The 18,426-nt window shown below is 42.8% G+C and carries 14 protein-coding genes; 9 read left to right on the top strand and 5 right to left on the bottom strand.

The features are described from left to right. Window positions 1–29 precede the first annotated feature (29 nt). Window positions 30–1,445, top strand: coding sequence for an O-antigen ligase family protein (locus tag RIG66_RS14590; RefSeq protein WP_446379163.1), 1,416 nt, complete (start codon window positions 30–32; stop codon window positions 1,443–1,445). A 67-nt stretch (window positions 1,446–1,512) separates the two neighbouring features. Further along, the gene (locus RIG66_RS14585) at window positions 1,513–2,853 is read left to right on the top strand and encodes a flippase (RefSeq protein WP_446379161.1); all 1,341 of its coding nucleotides are present in this window, start codon (window positions 1,513–1,515) and stop codon (window positions 2,851–2,853) included. Between the two features lie 105 nt (window positions 2,854–2,958). Here RIG66_RS14585 and RIG66_RS14580 read toward each other — a convergent pair whose 3' ends face one another. The 3 genes from RIG66_RS14580 to RIG66_RS14570 all read right to left on the bottom strand — a co-directional run bounded on the left by RIG66_RS14580 (window position 2,959) and on the right by RIG66_RS14570 (window position 5,800). After that, on the bottom strand, window positions 2,959–3,945 hold the full coding sequence (locus tag RIG66_RS14580; RefSeq protein ID WP_446379159.1) for a sulfotransferase family protein: 987 nt from the start codon (window positions 3,943–3,945) through the stop codon (window positions 2,959–2,961). A 45-nt stretch (window positions 3,946–3,990) separates the two neighbouring features. Continuing rightward, window positions 3,991–4,797: a glycosyltransferase family 2 protein gene (locus RIG66_RS14575; protein WP_446379157.1), complete on the bottom strand. Its 807-nt coding sequence runs from the start codon at window positions 4,795–4,797 to the stop codon at window positions 3,991–3,993. 271 nt (window positions 4,798–5,068) lie between these two features. Beyond that, window positions 5,069–5,800: a CatB-related O-acetyltransferase gene (locus RIG66_RS14570; RefSeq protein WP_446379155.1), complete on the bottom strand. Its 732-nt coding sequence runs from the start codon at window positions 5,798–5,800 to the stop codon at window positions 5,069–5,071. Between the two features lie 258 nt (window positions 5,801–6,058). On the opposite strand from RIG66_RS14570, the gene RIG66_RS14565 reads away from it, so the two are divergent. From RIG66_RS14565 to RIG66_RS14550, 4 genes are read left to right on the top strand one after another with little or no spacing between them, the layout of a single operon-like run. Further along, on the top strand, window positions 6,059–6,889 hold the full coding sequence (locus RIG66_RS14565) for a glycosyltransferase family 2 protein (protein WP_446379153.1): 831 nt from the start codon (window positions 6,059–6,061) through the stop codon (window positions 6,887–6,889). Window positions 6,890–6,928: 39 nt separating this feature from the next. Then, a complete protein-coding gene (locus tag RIG66_RS14560; protein ID WP_446379151.1) occupies window positions 6,929–7,552 on the top strand; it encodes a class I SAM-dependent methyltransferase in 624 nt (207 codons plus the stop codon). A 28-nt stretch (window positions 7,553–7,580) separates the two neighbouring features. After that, on the top strand, window positions 7,581–8,480 hold the full coding sequence (locus RIG66_RS14555) for a glycosyltransferase family 2 protein (RefSeq protein WP_446379149.1): 900 nt from the start codon (window positions 7,581–7,583) through the stop codon (window positions 8,478–8,480). 20 nt (window positions 8,481–8,500) lie between these two features. Then, window positions 8,501–9,664: a glycosyltransferase family 4 protein gene (locus RIG66_RS14550; protein ID WP_446379147.1), complete on the top strand. Its 1,164-nt coding sequence runs from the start codon at window positions 8,501–8,503 to the stop codon at window positions 9,662–9,664. 24 nt (window positions 9,665–9,688) lie between these two features. On the opposite strand, the gene RIG66_RS14545 is transcribed toward RIG66_RS14550, so the two are convergent. Then, on the bottom strand, window positions 9,689–10,726 hold the full coding sequence (locus RIG66_RS14545; RefSeq protein ID WP_446379145.1) for a hypothetical protein: 1,038 nt from the start codon (window positions 10,724–10,726) through the stop codon (window positions 9,689–9,691). A 138-nt stretch (window positions 10,727–10,864) separates the two neighbouring features. On the opposite strand from RIG66_RS14545, the gene RIG66_RS14540 reads away from it, so the two are divergent. Then, entirely contained in the window at window positions 10,865–12,046 is a 1,182-nt protein-coding gene (locus RIG66_RS14540) for a glycosyltransferase family 4 protein (RefSeq protein WP_446379143.1), read from the top strand. A 119-nt stretch (window positions 12,047–12,165) separates the two neighbouring features. Here RIG66_RS14540 and RIG66_RS14535 read toward each other — a convergent pair whose 3' ends face one another. Next, entirely contained in the window at window positions 12,166–14,967 is a 2,802-nt protein-coding gene (locus RIG66_RS14535; protein WP_446379141.1) for a DUF4114 domain-containing protein, read from the bottom strand. 865 nt (window positions 14,968–15,832) lie between these two features. Between RIG66_RS14535 and RIG66_RS14530 the strand changes: the two genes are divergently transcribed. Further along, window positions 15,833–16,669 (top strand): WecB/TagA/CpsF family glycosyltransferase, encoded by an 837-nt coding sequence (locus RIG66_RS14530; protein ID WP_446379139.1) that lies wholly within the window; start codon window positions 15,833–15,835, stop codon window positions 16,667–16,669. A gap of 37 nt (window positions 16,670–16,706) precedes the next feature. Further along, complete coding sequence (locus RIG66_RS14525) at window positions 16,707–18,011, top strand: TldD/PmbA family protein (RefSeq protein ID WP_446379137.1); 1,305 nt, start codon at window positions 16,707–16,709, stop codon at window positions 18,009–18,011. The last annotated feature ends 415 nt before the right edge of the window (window positions 18,012–18,426 follow it).

The raw sequence follows: 18,426 nt of genomic DNA, 5'->3' as shown, positions 1-18,426 counted from the left end.
TTCCAAGTTGCTCGATCACAGGTTATTAAATGAAAGAACTGATATTACATCCCCTAATTTTAACTTTACTCTTTTTTGTCGGGTCAGTCTATTTCGTCGTAGCGTTTCAATTAATTAATTCCAATAGTCGATGGTCTAAGATTTTTGAACAAGCTTGTGCCACCTTACTTATCTTAATTATCGGCAAAGTCACCCTAGGCCTAGGACTGATGAATAAATTTCATCCTCAGGTTTTGACTCTAAGAGATACGACTTTGCCTACTCTTAGCATAACTCTAGCGACTTATATCGCTTGTCTTGTTTTATTAGCGCCAAGGTTAAATAGTAACCTTAAGGATGCCGTTTATATTGTTTCGTCTTTCCTCAAAAATAATTTATTTTTTTGCAGCTATATTCTGATAATGCTTTTGTCTTTTTCATTTTCTAACATTCCAGGTTATACGTTAAAAGCAAGCCTTGTTCATATAGGAGTTACCCTGGCATTAATTTATATTGGTAAGCAGTATACCTGGAAAGAGTTACTGGCGATGTTAACTTGGTATCATGGCATCGCTGTTATTCTTTTTTTAGTATATGGACTGGAACATTTCGGGCATAAAAATTATGCGGGTCCAACAATGGCTGTAAGCGCAATTATCCTTTACTTATGGTCAGTCGATGTATCCAGAAAGTATAAGTTTATCTTCATGAGTTTAGCCATGTTAGCCGTTGTCTTCGTGCAACAAGCTGGGAGTGGTATGGGGAAAGCATTAGTATTTATATTGATATGTCTCTTAGGATTTCTCCGATTTCTCAAACGTTTACCACCTCGAACCGCTTTTGCCTGCATGGGTGTATTTCTGGCACTTGCAGTGTCTCTAGTGATTTTAATTACCGAGAATGCAGAGTACATTATCGTGGAAAAACTGGGTAAGGATATGACCTTAACTGGTCGCACATATATCTGGGCACATGTTGTTGATGCTATTAACAAGTATCCTTTGTTTGGCTATGGATATGGAGGGTTTTGGCAGGAATGGCGAGGAGTGAATGACCCTTCATTTAACGTCAGAACTCCGAGTGGTTTTAAAGCCATGCATGCTCACAATGGTTTTTTAGATATGGGCTTAGATTTTGGTTGGATTGGATTGACCTTATTCAGCCTGTCATTGTTAGTAAATATTTATTATGGAGTCCTGCATCTGATTCGTACAAAAGATAGTACAGCCGGATTACCATTAATTATTTTTACCTGGTTAATGATCACCAATTTTACAGAAACCACTCTAGTTTCAATCTCTAGTGGTTGGGCATTTTATGTGTTGATGACAGCGAGGTTAACGATGGAAGTGACAGCAGAAGATATCAGCGATGATGCCCATATTCAGAAGACTTTAGCGTTTGAGTCAACCTCTTCATCCCCTCAAATCAGCGCCACTGAGGAGAGGAGTAACTATACTGATTAAACTGAGTCATCGTTGTACGCACAAATCTATCTTCAATCACTAGAGTTTAATCAGGAATGCAATTCTAATGCTTGACAAAATCGCTTCACTCATTCAAAAGCTTAGTCCTGGCTTACGTCAAGTCCTCAGTAATATGGGGTGGCTTTTTATTAGCAAAGTGATAGAACTTGGATTGAGTTTAGTGGTTGGAGTTTGGGTAACTCGCTATCTGGGTCCAACCCAGTTTGGCACGCTCACCTACGCGATGACTTTTGTGGGGATGTTTAGATTTGCGACGCTGCAAGCGTTGAAAACTCTTGTTGTGCGTGATATTGCTCGAACTCCTACCAGTAAAAATGAAACTCTTGGTACAACTTTTGCTCTCCAATTCGCTGGTGGCTTAATTACTCTATTGACAGCCGTAGTAACAATTTATTGGCTACAACCCAATGAATCCTTAACTCACTGGTTAGTGGGAATTATCGCCGCCGGAACTCTTTTTAATGCATTTAATACGATTGATTTCTGGTTCCAGTCCCAAATCCAGTCAAAATATACAGTTGCTGCCAAGAATTCTGCCTATGTGTTTATGGCGGCGATTAGAGTTGGATTAATTTATCTACAAGCTCCTCTGATTGCCTTTGCTTGGGCGAGATTGGCGGAGGTTGTGTTGGGTTCAATCGGGCTAGTTATCATTTATCAAAGCCAGGGAAATCACATTCAAGCATGGCGAACTAATTGGAAACGAGCTAAAGAATTGCTCCAAGAGGGGTGGCTACTAGTTGGTGCGGGAATAGCTATTTATATTTATGCTGATATCGATCAGTTAATGCTAGGTTCAATGTTACCGGATAAATCTGAATTGGGATTTTATGCCGCAGCGGTTAAGATATCGCGACTCCTAGATTTTTTCCCGATGGTATTAGCCTCATCAATTTTACCCAAACTGACGGCACTTAAGGAAACGAGTCAGGACGATTATCTCGATAAACTTCAGGTTTATTTTGACATATCAACGCTGATATGGCTAGCTGGCGCTATTCCGGTATCACTTTTATCTCATTATATCGTTCAGATTCTCTATGGAGCAGATTTTGCACCTGCTGGAACTCTGTTATCGATTTATGTGTGGTCTCAATTTAATAGTTGTTTTGGGGTGGCACGGGGTACTGTTTTAACCATAGAAAGAAAATTAAAATTTACTCTTATTTTTACAAGTATGGGCGCGATAGTCAATTTGGTTTTGAACTTTTTACTGATACCAGGTTATGGAGCAATGGGAGCAACAATTGCAACGATAATCACCTACTTAATTGTAATTATTTTAATAAATTTCTTAATTAAGGAGTTGAGATTCATTGGGACTCTAATAATCAGATCGTTTAATTTTTATGCCGCTATTTTAAGAATTAAAAGAATGACACAGTGAATGATTATACCAACATAGATGGTGTAAGGCAAAATATCAAGTAGCTTACAGTATTTACAATAACTCACTTCATCCTCAATCTTACACCATTCATTTAATTAAAAATTATGTGTGTGTGTGCAACTTCTGCCAGTTAGGTAAGATTTGCATTTTATGCTTGATCAAGGTAGGTTCAATAGCACAATATAGAGTGCCATAAGGTATGAGAAGGAGATCCTGTAGAATTAGGTGCGAGTTAAAAGGGATAGTTGCCAGTTCAGTAAACAATTCATCCAAACTATAACCCATTACCCCTAGTCGCTCTTTACCAATCCAATGTAAATATTGACGACACCAGCTCTTACGAATAGGATTAGCAAGGGTATATTTCCATTTACTCATTGGCTCCTTACTAATCGATTTATACTGCTTGACTCCTGTGGGATCTCCAAGTACCTGATTTTTCAGTTCAATGGGTTGTGTGTTGGATGCGGGATTAAATGGCAGATCTAAGTAGGCAAATAGTTGCTGTAATTCGGTTGCTGGATTAGAAAGAAGAGCTTCGTACTGCAAGCTATAAGCTTGGTTACCATATTTCTCATAAGTTTCCACTAGATTAGCTATACCATCAAATATATCTATTTTGTGTCTGTAGAGCTTCCACTTACCCTGTTCCCAAGTTTCTATTATGGACGCGACTATGGCTAACGGATTACGCCATAAGAACACAAATTTTCCTTCAGGAAAAATGCGGAAAAGCTCCTCCGCAATTAAATAGTATCTAGGTGTTTTATCTAAAAAATAAGTAGCATTATTATTAGCTGCTTTAGAGTAAAGTCTTAATATAAACATCCGCATTTCTGCTAAGTAATCATTTTGACCGTTAGGTAACTGATGACAAAAATTATCCACAGCTTTTACTAAAAGGAAGTGACCGTATTCGCTATAAATTCCTTTCTCCCTAAGTGTATAAATATAAGGAAGCAATATCCAGGGTTCCACAGCCGTGCTTATACTTTCATGAGAGGCGAGAAGACGCTGAAGTAAAGTAGAGCCAGCACGCGGCATTGAAAAAACAAACAATGGTTTTATGTCTGTGGTCGAATTAATCATCTAAAATTACCTAATTTTTTTAGTAGATTTGACAAGTCTAGCAATCTAATCCGGAAGAATAACTTTTCTAGCTACAGAACGTCCTGCTTTTAAAATAACTTTAGCAATTGCTAACCAGAATCCTTGAGTACCAAGATACTTTTTAAGTAATTTTTGATTCGCCATTAGTACCTGATATTGACATTTAGTATGTATTAGCGAACTACTCTGTGATAGTCCAGATTTAGTCTTACGGTAATTGATGCCAGCAATGCCAGAGTGTATCCATTCATTAGGATAGGCGGCTAGACGAATTTTAAAGTCCCAATCTTCGTATATAGGAAGACAATGACGCATACCTAAAACTTCTAAGTAAAGTTTTTTGGGTAGAAGCATATCTCTAGGAATTGGACCTATACGATGCGATAACCAGCGTAATCTTTGAGCAATATCAAAGTTAGAAAATCCAGAAATATCCCACTCGGAAATTTGTTTCCCTTCCCGATTGACAAGCCGAACATCTGAATAAGCTATGGCATCAGGCTTGTTTTGTATAGCGATCAACTCTTTCTCTATTTTTTGAGGAGAGTACCAGTCGTCCCCATCAAGGGTTGTCAATAAATCACCATTAGCTTCTCTGATAGCTAGGTCTCTGTTAGCGGCTACCCCAAGATTCTTTTCTCTGAAAATTGGTTTAATTTTGCAGTATTCTTGAGCAAGGGATGTTATTAAATTTCTAGATCCATCAGTTGAACCATCATCGGCGACAATAATTTCAGCTACTGGCCGTGTCTGGTTAAGTACACTAACTATAGCATCCTGCAAAAATTTACCTTTATTGTAGCTAACGATTATACAACTAATACGAGACATAATTACACTTTTAAACCCACTGCCGTCCTCTTAACCTGCCATAACCATAAGCCAAACACCTTGGTTTGTCTATGGACATCACTCAACCAGTTACTTCCTCTTGAGATTACTCTAGATGTCTAGATGATACCCTACTTTACCCATCTGCGATCGCCAAGGCATGAAAAATTTTGCCCTGCATCCTGAAGTCTAGCGGTTATCGCTTTCGTGAGGTACATTTTTAGGGATGAACAGGCTATCTAGTTCTGAATGATACACGTTATGAGTTAAATTATTTAACTTGAGTACGATTATCTGATGTATGTGGAATATTAATTTTATCTATATAATTAATCAATTCATTAATATTATGAAAAAGTTTGAAGTTATTTTTCAGCCATTCTTGATCTTTGTTCCACCACTGAAAATCCATCAAACGGTCAATTATTTCTTGCTCAAATCGATAACGGATAAGCTTGGCAGGAACACCACCATAGATAGCATAAGGGGGAATATCTTTAGTCACAACGGCTCCAGTAGCGACAATGGCTCCATTCCCAATTGTTACACCATCTAAAACGATGACATTAGCCCCAATCCAAACATCATTGCCAACTGTGATCGGTTTTCTTTCTTCTATATAGTCTTGATCGGCAAAAGTGATACCAGCTTGTTTTTTCGTTGAGTAGAAAATAGGATGGGTAGAAACAAAATCTCTAGAAGGATGTATCCCCCAACCAAACAGGCAACGGGGACCAATACTACAAAATTTTCCCATAGAAGTCTTAGTGATCAACGTTTTGCCGCATACATAAGAAAAGGAGCCAATAGAGGATTCGATGACTAATACCTCGCTGTCTATACGAACATTAGGTTCTAGTTCTGAATCTAAAACGATGGATAAGTATCCTTGCTTTAATCCTTTAAATTTAAATTGATTTTTTAGCCAATTTATTAAAAAGCGCAGATAGGTGGTCAGAGGATTTTTGAAGAAAATATGTAAAGTTTCCTTGATCTGGATCATTTCAATTAAAGAGTTAGTTGATTTAGCCTATTACTATTCTGCCGGAATGGTGTGTTTCAGTAATTTTAAGGGAATGGAAAATGTTTAATTTTTGAACTTGCGTTTCGATGGGCTACACATTGTTCAAATCTAAGTATATGTTCACAAAAGTATATAAATCTTTACAAAAAGTTATATTTGATGCCCTGACCCTTTATGCTATAATCTATCATCAAAGCAAAATAAATATATACTACATAGATTTACGGTAGCTAAAGCATGACCACTATTAGCTGTATTATTGTCAACTACAATAAAGAGAAGTTTTTGCAGAAAGCTATAATGAGCGTGGTTAATCAGACAATGCCAGTTACTGAACTTATAGTAGCAGATGATGGGTCTACAGATGGATCAAGAGAACTCATTACATCTCTAGCTCATGAATATTCCCAAATTAAGCCGATTTTAAGAGAACAAAATCTGGGAGTTGCCGCAAATAGGGATTTAGCGATTCGTGCGGCTCAAAGTGAGCTAATTACGACCCTCGATGGTGATGACTGGTACACGCCACAAAAAATAGAAAAGGAGTTTTTAGCGCTACAAGGTAGCATGGAAACTATAGCTTATTCGGATGTTCAGTTAGTTCGTGGTGAAGATGAATCGATTTTGTATCGGGATAATTCAGATTTGGCTAATTTGGATATCAAGCAAAGATTGCGATGGTTAGCAAATGGGTCTGGTTCACCTCTTCGAGATCTGCTTATCCCTAAAGAACTTTACATAAAGGCAGGTGGAATGCAACATGGTAGGAATCTGTACGAAGATTGGGACTTACAAATCCGCTTAGCCGTCTGTCCTAATCAATGGAAGCATTCTGGCATTGTTGGCATCAATTACCGTAAGACAAATTCGGGACTTTCAACAACAAGCTCACGACTGAGGCATATTCAAGCTCAATATCAGGTGCTTATGTCCAATCAAGAATTGCTTAAAGAACATATTGGAGAACTGGGCTTTTGGCTAGCTATTGTCAAACTTATGCTCAAAGTAACACGTTCTGCACTAGGTATTCGGAGCCAACTTAAAAGGTTGCGCTTGGGTTATCAGTAAAAATAATCCAAATCATGAGACATTATCAGGAATGAAATTATGAAAAACTACGAAGAAATTAACATAGCACAAAAAGGAAGTGAAACTGATTCATTCACTTTAGAAAGATATAGGCAGTTTTCCCGCCATTTTCCTGAGCAGGTACAAACAGTTATTGACGTTGGATGTAATACGGGAAGAGGTGGAAGGATTCTCAAGGAGTTAAATCCGCGTCTGCAACTTGTGGGTTTAGATTGTGTTGATAGCCGTTTAGCTAAGATACCCAAAGAAATTTATACAAGTACAATATGTTCATATTCCACAGACATAAATGCCCCCGATTCATCATTTGATGTTGTCGTTGCCGGAGAATTTATTGAACATATTTATCCCGATGAAGTTCTAAAAACATTGCATGAATTCTACCGCATCATTAAACCCGGTGGTAGACTGCTACTCACAACACCTAACCCTAACTATCTGCGTTTAAAGCTTACAGGAAGAAGTGTTCTAGGTGGAGCCCACGTCTCACAGCATTATCCTGCCGACTTGAAACAGCAATTAGAATCAGTGGGTTTCGTGAATGTTGCAATCAGGGGAAGTGGCAAAATGACTCGCGTCTTAGGCGAAAGATTACCAATTCTTGCCTTCTATGGCAGCTATTTAACGATCGCTGACAGATAATAGAGTAATCCTGAAGCTAGATTAACCCATGACTTGCGATCGCACAGCCGTACTTATGACCTGCTATAACCGTAAGACCGACACCCTAGCCTGTCTGGCGGCGTTATTCAACCAGGGACTTCCCCCTGAAGTCACACTGGATGTTTATCTAGTTGATGATGGCAGTACCGACGGCACAGCAGAGGAAGTACAACAAACCTATCCTCAAGTCACGATTCTCCTTGGCGATGGCAACCTCTATTGGAACCGAGGGATGCACAAAGCCTTTGGTGAAGCACTCAAATACGACTACGACAACTACCTTTGGCTCAACGATGATACCCTACTTGACCAAGAGGCGCTAAACATATTGCTGACCACCTCCGACCACCTTAGCCAACAAGGATACCAACGAGCAATTGTCACAGGCTCTATCCGCGATTCTCAGATGAATACCCTTGTCTACGGTGGTATGGTTCAGGCAAGTCAGTGGCGTCCCCTGAAATTCGACTTGATAGAACCCGAAGCCCAGGCAAAACAGTGCGACACGATTAATGGTAACTGTGTTCTCATTCCCAGAGAAGTCGCTCAAGTCGTGGGTAATCTCGATCCAGCCTTTACCCATTATCTAGGAGACTTTGACTACGGTTTACGCGCCCAGCAACAAGGATGTACTGTTTGGGTGGCTCCCGGTTATGTCGGAACCTGTCCCCTGAATCGGCGTCAGGACAGCACAATTGAAGCGTCAGAACCACTACCCAATCTCTTAAAGAAAATAGATCGACCCAAAGGGTTATCTATCCAAGAACAAGTCCTTTACCCCTTCCCAGAGTGGCAGCACTTTGCTAAACGACATGGCGGCTTATTTTGGTCTCTTTATTGCCTGTTACCTTACAGGCGATTGCTTTGGAGTGCAGTATTTGGTAGGTTCGAGGGAAATAAAACCTGAAACGAAATCCGGGTACATCAATGGACAACCTTCGCATTGCTTGGCTGGTTCCTTCCGTAGAACTGGGGGCTTACTGGCAGCCTGTTTTAGCAGAATTCACCAAGAAATTTAAAAACACAATATTTTACACCGGACTGGTGTGGCCCGGATTTGAGCCACAAGCGCCTGGTGCCAATGTCATCCAAGTCGTCGGTCAAATGCGATCTATCGAAACGACGAAGACAACCACCGGCTATAACCGTCGTTTTATGTATTTATCTCCTGGCATTGTCGGTCATTTACTTCGGTTTAAGCCAGACATCGTTTTTGCCCAAGCCTTCTCCTTGTGGACAGTCTTGGCGCTGCTTTTGAAACCTTGGCTTCAGTGTCGATTTATCATTATCTACGACGGCAGTTCCCCCAATTCAGACTTTCAAGATTCCAAAATTCGTTCCTGGCTAAGACGCCTAATCGCCCGGTTTGCTGACGCCTTTGTCCCTAACAGCCAGGGAGCCAAAACCTATCTGATGCAAGCTCTGGGCGCCAAAGAAGATAAAGTCTTTACCAGAAACTATTTGGTGCCAGATGCGACAACCCTGCGTCAAAGTCTGGAGCAAACTCAGCTAGCTGAATTACAACTCCAACGCCCCATATTTCTATATGTAGGGCGAATTACCTCCAGAAAAGGGATTAAGTCGCTCTTAGAAGCCTGCTCCATTCTACAAACCGAGGGATACCGTGATTATTCCTTACTGATTATTGGCACAGGAGATCAACGGGAAGAACTGCAAGCGTTCGTTAAGGACAACGGATTAGAAGATATTGTGACCTGGGTAGGTTGGGTAGAATATGGACGTTTAGGCGGTTATTTTCAGCAAACTGATGTGTTTGTTTTTCCCACGTTTGAGGATATTTGGGGTATGGTGGCACTGGAAGCCATGGTATTTGGTAAACCTGTCCTCTGTTCTAAATGGGCAGGTGCAGCAGAAATGGTGGTTGAAGGAGACAATGGTTATATTTTTGATCCCTATTCCCCTCAAGAGTTAGCCGTTCTCATGGGGCGTTTTCTTGACCATCCTGACTCGATCACCTCAATGGGTCAGTATTCCCAACAATTCATCGCTCAAACAAATCCTGAAACTGCTGCTGAATCTTTTGCCGAAGTGATCTCTTATGTGATGGCGAATGGTCAGGGTAATCCGTAGCAATTATCCCTGAAAATATTCTCTTCATCCCAGGATTTTCCCAAATACCTCCGGATAAAACCGCGCTGGTGTCAAGCGCTCAAAAAGCAACCGTAACCTTCGCTGCAAGTCACAAAACTCCGACGGAGAAAGCCGAGAATGCCATTCCCACAACCGATCCGGCAATTCCTGCAAGTGGGTAGATGGAACCCGGACAATCAACTGATCCCAGGATATCTCCTCCTCCAAGGGCAACATACAATCGGTGTCTATCAGTATCGGAATCTTACCCAGAGAAAGCACTTCATATAATCGCCAACTGAAATTATCCGCCCCCCGAACACAAAGGGCATAGGCATTACGCTGCAAATTGTCGATGAATTGGTGACGTCTATCCCCCTGCACACTAGGTTTTAGTCCCGCTGTCCCCCGCCCAATAAAGTCCGTCTTAATCCGAGAATCTCCTTCCAAAACCTGCATCGCATCGACTCGTAGTGGGTAACAACAGGTCATGCGAATACCGGGAGTCGTAGCACAGAAAAAATTAGTCGCCATCTGACGAGTCAGACTTTTGGGCATCATTCTCCAGATAGCTCGTCCAATTCTCCCCCCTTCTCTACCACAAAAACTAACCGTTGGCAAGACTTCTTTTTGCTTGGGTTCCCAGTCCAAGATACCCAATTCCGCCATTAGATCGAATCCATCTCCATTAAGGAATGCTGGACTAATAATTACCCCTGGTTCATGGAGCGAACGATACCAAGAAAAGCGGATAATATAGTCAAGCCATCCAGGTTTTCGCCGCTCATGGCTGATATCGAAACCAATTGAAGGCAACCCCAAGTCAGCCACCATCGCGCCAATCTGGTTAAGTCGTTTGGGGGAATAGAACGAAACATTGGATGGCAGCAGAAACCCATCAGCCTCTTTATTTTCAACGATTTCAAAGGTTTCTTGTACTACCTGGTTAAATTGGGGGGAATAGCGATCGCGCCATGCTTTAAGGATGGGGCATCCGTCGGGAAAGCCAGTTTCCTGTGCTAGTTCAACACCAAGAGTAGTCAGTTTCAGCTTTTGCTGCATAAAATGAAATATTATATTAACTGTTTTGGATCGCTAGTCACTCTGGGAAAATTATAATAAATGTAAATCGCTGAAACCCAGATGGGCTAAATAAGTAAAATGAAAATTTGTATATCAGCCTACAGATGTCAACCCGGAATGGGCTCTGAGCCTGGAAAGGGCTGGAATATGGCACAGGAGATGGCAAATCACTATGAGGTATGGGTACTAACTTGGTCACGCGATCGCTCTAGCATTGAGGAAGAGATCACCCGTCATCCTATGCCCAATCTCCACTTTATCTACTTGGAATCGCCCTTGGATCAAATGTTGTGGAAATTTCAATTGGGAGTATATATACACTACTATCTCTGGCAAATCCAAGCTTACTTCATTGCCCGTAAACTTCACCGTGAAGTCAGCTTAGACTTGGTACATCAGATGGTTTATGCTACATACAAAATGCCTACTATCCTCCCTCTCCTTCCAGTGCCATTTGTCTGGGGACCAGTGGGTGGAGGGGAATCAGCGCCAAAAGGCTTTTGGCAAGATTTTAGTTTTCATGGCAAGGTTCACGAACTGCTGCGAGATTTAGCTCGCTGGTTGGGCGAACATGATTTGTTTGTCCGCCTTGCCCTTCAACGGAGTGCCGTGGTTTTAGCCACAACACCAGCAACCGCTCAACGGTTATGGAAGCTCGGTGCAAAAGAAATTCAAGTATATTCTCAGGTGGGTTTACCCAAAACAGTAGTTAGTGATCTTGCCGAATATAGATCAGTTGACACTCAGCCAGTAAGATTTATTAGTATTGGTCGTCTTCTTCACTGGAAAGGATTTCACCTGGGTCTGCGAGCCTTTGCACTTGCCAACATTGAGGGAGCAGAGTACTGGGTTGTTGGAGATGGTGTCGAGCGAGAGCGATTGCACAGACTTACCCAAGAACTAGGAATCATGCCCAAAGTCAAGTTCTGGGGTGAGCTACCTCGAAATGAAACCTTGCGTAAGCTAGAGGAATGTCATGTATTAGTTCACCCCAGCTTACACGAGTCTGGAGGAACCGTTTGTTTGGAAGCAATGGTGGCTGGTCGCCCAGTGATATGCCTAGACCTAGGAGGACCAACCATCTTGGTCTCAGAGGAAACTGGTTATAAAGTACCTGCCCAAAATCCAGAACAAGTTGTTCAGGATATGGCTCAAGCGATGACGTGTTTAGCCACTGACCCGAAACTGCGACTTAAACTGGGACAGGCGGGGCGACAGAGGGGAATTGAAGTGTTTAGTTGGGAAACAAAGGGGAGATTCTATTCCAAAATCTATCAGGAAATACTCAGTCAAGCATGAACCACCGAGCAGATTGTCCTGATTATAATCTAGCCCACATTCCGCACGTCAACTTGTAGTTAAAGCATCAAAGGCAGAGGTTCCAACACACTTAGGAATATGATGGAAAATATAACGATCTAAATAAAATTCACCTGAATCACCAAATCATCATAATCGCGATCGCCTCCATTCCATTGATCCTCAAACCCAATGGTATTATCACCCAACAGGCGAACGTGGTCTACCCCATCCGGGTTAGCTCCCATAAAGGCAAAATAAGCCATCACGTCTTCACCACTCTGATTGGTGGGATTCTCTGCCAAAAACTCCTCAGCGCTGCCATCGGCGATGATAAAGGGAGCCACTAACGTCCCAGCCGGGAGTCCCGCGTCTGTGTCCAATCGCTGACGAACCGCCGCCTCCGCATAACCGGGATCACCAGGGCGCAAATCTCCAATGCGACCATCTGGGTCATCAATGATATAAAATCCAAAGTTATTGTCATAGTCCGCGTCACTATTTACGCCAAACTGAGCTGGAATCATACCCGTTACCTGATCCCGTAAATCAATGAGTTCTGCTTCTTGCCCTCCTTGTAACTGGGTTCCGACTCCTGGCTCAGTTTCCGTGATTTGCACCGTGAAAACTAGGTCATCAAAGTCCCCATCATTGCCATCTTCCCACGCCAGGTTATAGTAGTTATCACCTAATTCAGATACCTGTACAGGGTCAAACTGATTGCCATTGGCAGAGGTCAAACCAAAGAATACATTATCCGGAGTACCTCCAGCCGCCAACTCAGCCCGTACTGTATCCGTGGTACTGTCGTTGATCAGGTAAAACCCAAAATTCTGAGCCCCATCAACCCCAAATTGACGGGTCAAGCTTAAATCCGTAAACTGATTGCCAGGAAGCACAGAGAAAACAACTTGAGATTGGCTGAGGGCGGCTGCCAAATATCCGACTTCACCAGGAGCAATACCGTTAATGGAACCCGACTGATCATCCACCCAAAAAATGCCAACTTCATTAACTGAATTGGTGTCACTTCCGGTGAGTTCAAATTGAAGTTGAACCGCATCCGAGTCCCCTTCAACGAAGAAAACATCCTCAGATGTGCGACTCAGCGCAGGTTTCGGGATGGGTTGAGGATTCTCTTGGATGGGTTGAGGGTTGGTTATGCTATCGGTGGTTACCTGGGCGAACGTAGCAGAAGAATCACCAATGTCGTTAATTGCCCTGAGGCGATAGTAATATTGTGTATTCGAGGTTAAATCAGTATCCCGATAACGGGTAACATCAGCCACCGTGGTAGCGATTACCGTCCAATTTTCTTGGTCGCGCGATCGCTCAATTTTAAATCCTGTTTCATCATTACTATTATCCGCCCAGGTCAATTCAATTTCTGTAGCGGAAACTGCTGTCAGGCTCAAGTCACTCGGCGCTGTGGCAGCAGTATCTGGAGAACGACTCCCCACAGCTCCCCCTGTTACTAATGGATTACCCGGTTTGGGGGCAATTTGTACCGTACCTCCATTATCGGTAAACCCACCCAGTTGGGGATCAACCAGCGTCACCCCATCGGTTACTTTCGTATCCTCTGGATTAGGATAATTGGACTGAAAGTTACCGCCCCCATCCCTAAATACCTTACCGGTGTGATGGAAAATATCCCAATCATTACCGCCATTATTCGCTAAGTTATCTGCAACCAGGTTATTTTGGAGCGTGACATTTCGTCCACCCCCCCAGAATCCAGCACCTTGCCATCCAGCATAATTATTGGCAACCGTGGTATTGGTAATCATCGTGGGTTGAGAACCATTCGCTAAAAGAATTGCTCCCCCCAAACCTTTCTTACCATCGGTTGACTCGGCTTTATTCTCGTAAAAGGTACTGTTTTCAATGGTGACAGGTGATTTCTCGCCGATCCACAAACCACCACCTTGAACTAACGCTCGATTATTGACAAAGGTGGTGTTACGCACTGTTAACTTGCTATTCCCGTGTCGCAAGCCGCCACCGAGAGCATCACCGTTGACCGATTCAATCACCTGATTATCGATAATTGTGCTATCTTCGATAATCACCTCGTCGCCTTCGTACCCAAATAACAGCAGCCCTCCTCCTTGTCCGGCGCCTTTATTGCCCTCAAATCGACTATTGCGAATTTCGATTGTGCCAGAAGTACTGCTATCATTGGTTGCTGAAGCACCATCGGTATAAATGGCACCCCCGTAACCAAAGGTATGGGGTCCGATTGAACCGCCGGGAGTCGAGTCATTATTGGTGAAGGTGGAGTTTTCCACAATTAACCCCCCCAAGACGGTATTAATCGCGCCACCATTAATTCCGGTATTGCTGGTAAACTGACTATCCCTGACGGTAAGTGAGCTTTCACTTTTAACCGCGATCGCACCACCCCCTCGCTCACTCTTACCCGTCAAGCTATTCCCGGATGAGCTATTGTTTTCAAATGTGCTATTGATTACAATGTTGGTACTACGCCACCCAGCATAAATCGCCCCCCCACCTTCACCATTAGCATGGTTATTCTTAAAGGTGGTATTTTCTAGGGTTAACTTGGTGGAGCTAAATGTCCAAAGTCCAGCTCCCGCCCCGTCTTCACCCTTCTCCGTCGTCTTTCCATCAGCGATAGTCAGATGCTTTAGAGTAACCTCTACAGGTTCCCAGGGTGGATCTCCTTGAACAAAAAAAACACGGGAGGCGTTATTCCCACTAATGGTTAAACCTGGAGTATTTTGCCCATCAATTGTCAGGTCTTTATCAACTTCGAGTTGACCACTGGTGAGGGTAATCGTCTGATTCGCCAGACTAGAGTCAAATTGAATTGTATCTCCTGCTTGGGCTTGCGCGATCGCAGCTCTCAGAGAACCCGCTCCACTGTCAGCAGCGCTTGTAACCGTAATGGTAGTCATAATTTAGCATGCACCCGTTTTTTGCCAGATTAAATCTATCCCTCGCCCAGAACGTGAAACTCAACGTGTATTTAGGTCAAGGGATTCTATACAGGGCGTCACCGTGTTAATACATCATCCACCTTGGATTACCGTTCATAACCCATGAACAATGACGCGAACTAAACAGTGTCACCGAGTTGGCATAGATCAGGTTTCAAGTCGAGGGATTTGTGAAAAATTTAATTGCTAGACTGAAACCCGTAAGTATATTTTCTCTGTCTGTAGTAAAACTACTGAATTTAATCAACTACTGTCTACCCAAAAATAGACTCTTCACAGACTCTTCATAAACAGCCTGTCGTATCTTTATGAAAACTTCACACTAATTTGATCAACCCTCCTGACATCTGCCTCGCCCTCACCCAAAAGGGGTAAATTATAGCAGCACGCTCTCGCGCAGTTACAGTACAAATGTTCTAAATAACTCCTGATAAAGCCTCCATTTCTAATGTTGTGTAAATACACCAGCGTGTAGCGCCATAACTTGAATTAGCTGGATTACAGACAGATGAAACGGTTGATACTTTACAAAACTTTGTAAAGACTCTTTACATAAAGACTCGCAATTGGTTGATTTACATTTCGATCTATGTACAACTATTGACATGGCTGAGCAATTAAAAGTAAATTGCTTCCCATAAAGGATTTTATTCCCCAACCCAAAATAGGTTCACACCTAACTCCCCAGACTTAGCGAGATAAGGATAAACCCAAAAGTCGTTGACCGTGCGTCTGGCTCACTCCAGGTCTATAGAAACAAGGTTTTGGGACTTCGGGCGATAAAAATACGAAACCCAGTTTGGGCAGCTATGAGGAAATAGGAATGAATACTCAAACATTACCAGTGTCTCCCAGTCAAACCAGTGTCATCGGAATTGGCGTTCATCGAACAAGCTATGAGGAATGTACCGATCTGATCATTCAAAACGCTCAACAGCATCAATCCTGCACAGTAGCAGCAACGGATGTGCATAGCATGATGCGTGGTTATCTTGACCCCCAAGGTCATGGTTATCGCCTGAACAACTTTACTGTAGTCACCCCAGATGGTCAACCGGTACGCTGGGCGCTGAATCTGTTTCGCAAATCGGGAGAAAAATATTTGCGCGATCGCGTCCGGGGACCTGAACTTATGTTAAGGGTGTGCAAACAAGCAGCGGCTGAAGGCGTGAGTATTTTTCTCTATGGTTCAACCGACGCTATTTTAGAGCAACTGCAAGTCAAGCTGACCCAAAAATACCCTAACTTGAAAATCGCTGGCGCAATCTCTCCACCATTTCGAGCATTAACTCCAGAGGAAGATGCGGAGTACGTGCAAACCATTCGCCAATCGGGAGCAGGTATCCTTTTTGTTGGCTTAGGATGTCCAAAGCAAGAAGAGTGGGCGTTTACTCATCGCCATCGCTTGGATTGTCCTATACTCTGTGTCGGTGCTGCGTTTGATATGCACGCGGGTCAAGTTCACGAAGCCCCAATTTTAATGCAAACGTTCGGTTTAGAATGGCTCTATCGATTTATGCAAGAACCTGTTCGTCTCTGGAAGCGCTATCTATTAATCAATCCGCTTTATCTGGTGCTGGTCGCTTTGCAGCTTTTCAAAGTCTTGCCCCGACAAAAAAAGCATAATCAGATTGACTATCAAGCCTCTCATATTATATGAAAAGAGAAAGGCAATTCCATAAAGTGGGAGATTCTCATTGAGTGATTCAACGCTGGAGCGGATTTTAAACCAAGCCACTCAGCAGGCTGAAGCGGCTGAGGTTTACTATTTGTCCAGTCAAGATACACCGATTACCTTTGAAAATAATCGTTTAAAATCCCTGCAAACCAAAGCCCGTGAGGGAATAGCGCTGCGTCTTGTCTGTGATGGGCGTCTGGGATTTGCCAGTTCTACGGATTTGAGTCGCTTGGATGACTTAGTATCCGCCGCCGTACAAACCTCAGAAATTGGCGCTCCCGTAGAGTTCGAGTTGGCTAGGGATGTACAACTGACGACACCGAAAAGCGATTTTCAGCCCCCACCCACCCAAGAATTAGTTGAGGTGGGACAAGGGTTAATTGAGCAGGTTCATGCTTATAACCCTGATATATTGGTGGATGTCGCGTTTCACATTCGCTCGAGTTCGGTGAAAATTGCCACCACCAGTAATGTTTGGACACAACGTAGCCGCCAAATCCTGAGTGCTAGTCTATCAGGGAATTTAGTTAAGGGAGAAGATTTTCTTCAGGCTTATAGCTATGATATTCAGCGGGATGGATATCCGGATTGCGATCGCATCCTGCAAGACTTGCTGCTAAAGTATAGACGGGCAGAGCGACAGGCGACGATAAGCAGTGGAACGTTTCCGGTTCTATTTACACCCAGAGCAGTAGCCAGTACCATTGGGCGCTTGTTTGATACGATTCTTTCTGGGCAAGCGGTGGTACAAAAGGCGTCTCCTTTAGCGGATAAAGTTGGTGAACAACTCTTTGATCCGCGTTTAACCTTGTTTGAAGACCCTAGTATCGGTGCTTCCGCTTGTCCGTTTGACGATGAAGGAACACCTACCCAAAGAAAAGTATTAATTGAAAATGGTATTGTTAACCAATTTTATTGGGATCGACGTTGGGCGGCGCGAGGGGGATGTCAACCCAGTGGGAATGGTTTCCGGAGTGGGTTATCTCGTCCCATACCCGATTTAGTCAATCTGTGTATGATTCCAGGAAAGACAGCCATGCCGGATTTAATTGCTGGGATGAAAGAAGGGCTGATTGTCGATCAAGTGCTGGGTGCTGGTCAATCGAATCAGCTAGCAGGAGAGTTTTCCGTGAATCTGGATTTAGGTTACAAAGTCGAGAATGGTGAAATAGTCGGTCGGGTTAAGAATACTATGGTAGCGGGTAGTATTTTTGAGGCGTTTAAACGTCTAGTTGATTTAGGTGCGTCACCAGAATGGGTTGGCGGAAGTGCTTATCTACCTTGTCTGTTATTTGATCAGTTAAGTGTAAAAAGTAAAACGTGAAGAGTCTAATTGTAGGGGCAGGTTTAGCCGTTTAATTGTGATACACACCGATAATCTATCAACAGAACCCGCCCTGATAAATAATACAGCAGATTTCAGGTTGATGAAGTACAGTCTTCTACGCAAGATCCCCGACTTATTAGAGAAGTCGGGGATCTGTCTGTGTACCTCACTTACTTGAAAAGCGCTGTATGTGATTTCGTTGGGAATTGAGTCTAAACTTCAATAATAAAAGAATGAATTAAAATAGTGGTGAATTCCGATAATAACTGTACTGGTAAGCTGTTCGGCATTTAAATAGGGTATAATTAAAATAGGAAATCCGAAAAACGAAAAAAATATGCCAGCCAAAAATTATTTGAAACCCGCTCAAAAAGAAAAATTACAAGTTGCTCTAAAAACCGAGAAAAATGCA

It is taken from the genome of Coleofasciculus sp. E2-BRE-01 (genome assembly GCF_040221695.1).
Taxonomy (GTDB): Bacteria; Cyanobacteriota; Cyanobacteriia; order Cyanobacteriales; family Coleofasciculaceae; genus Coleofasciculus.
This window is presented reverse-complemented; position numbering and strand designations above follow the sequence as displayed.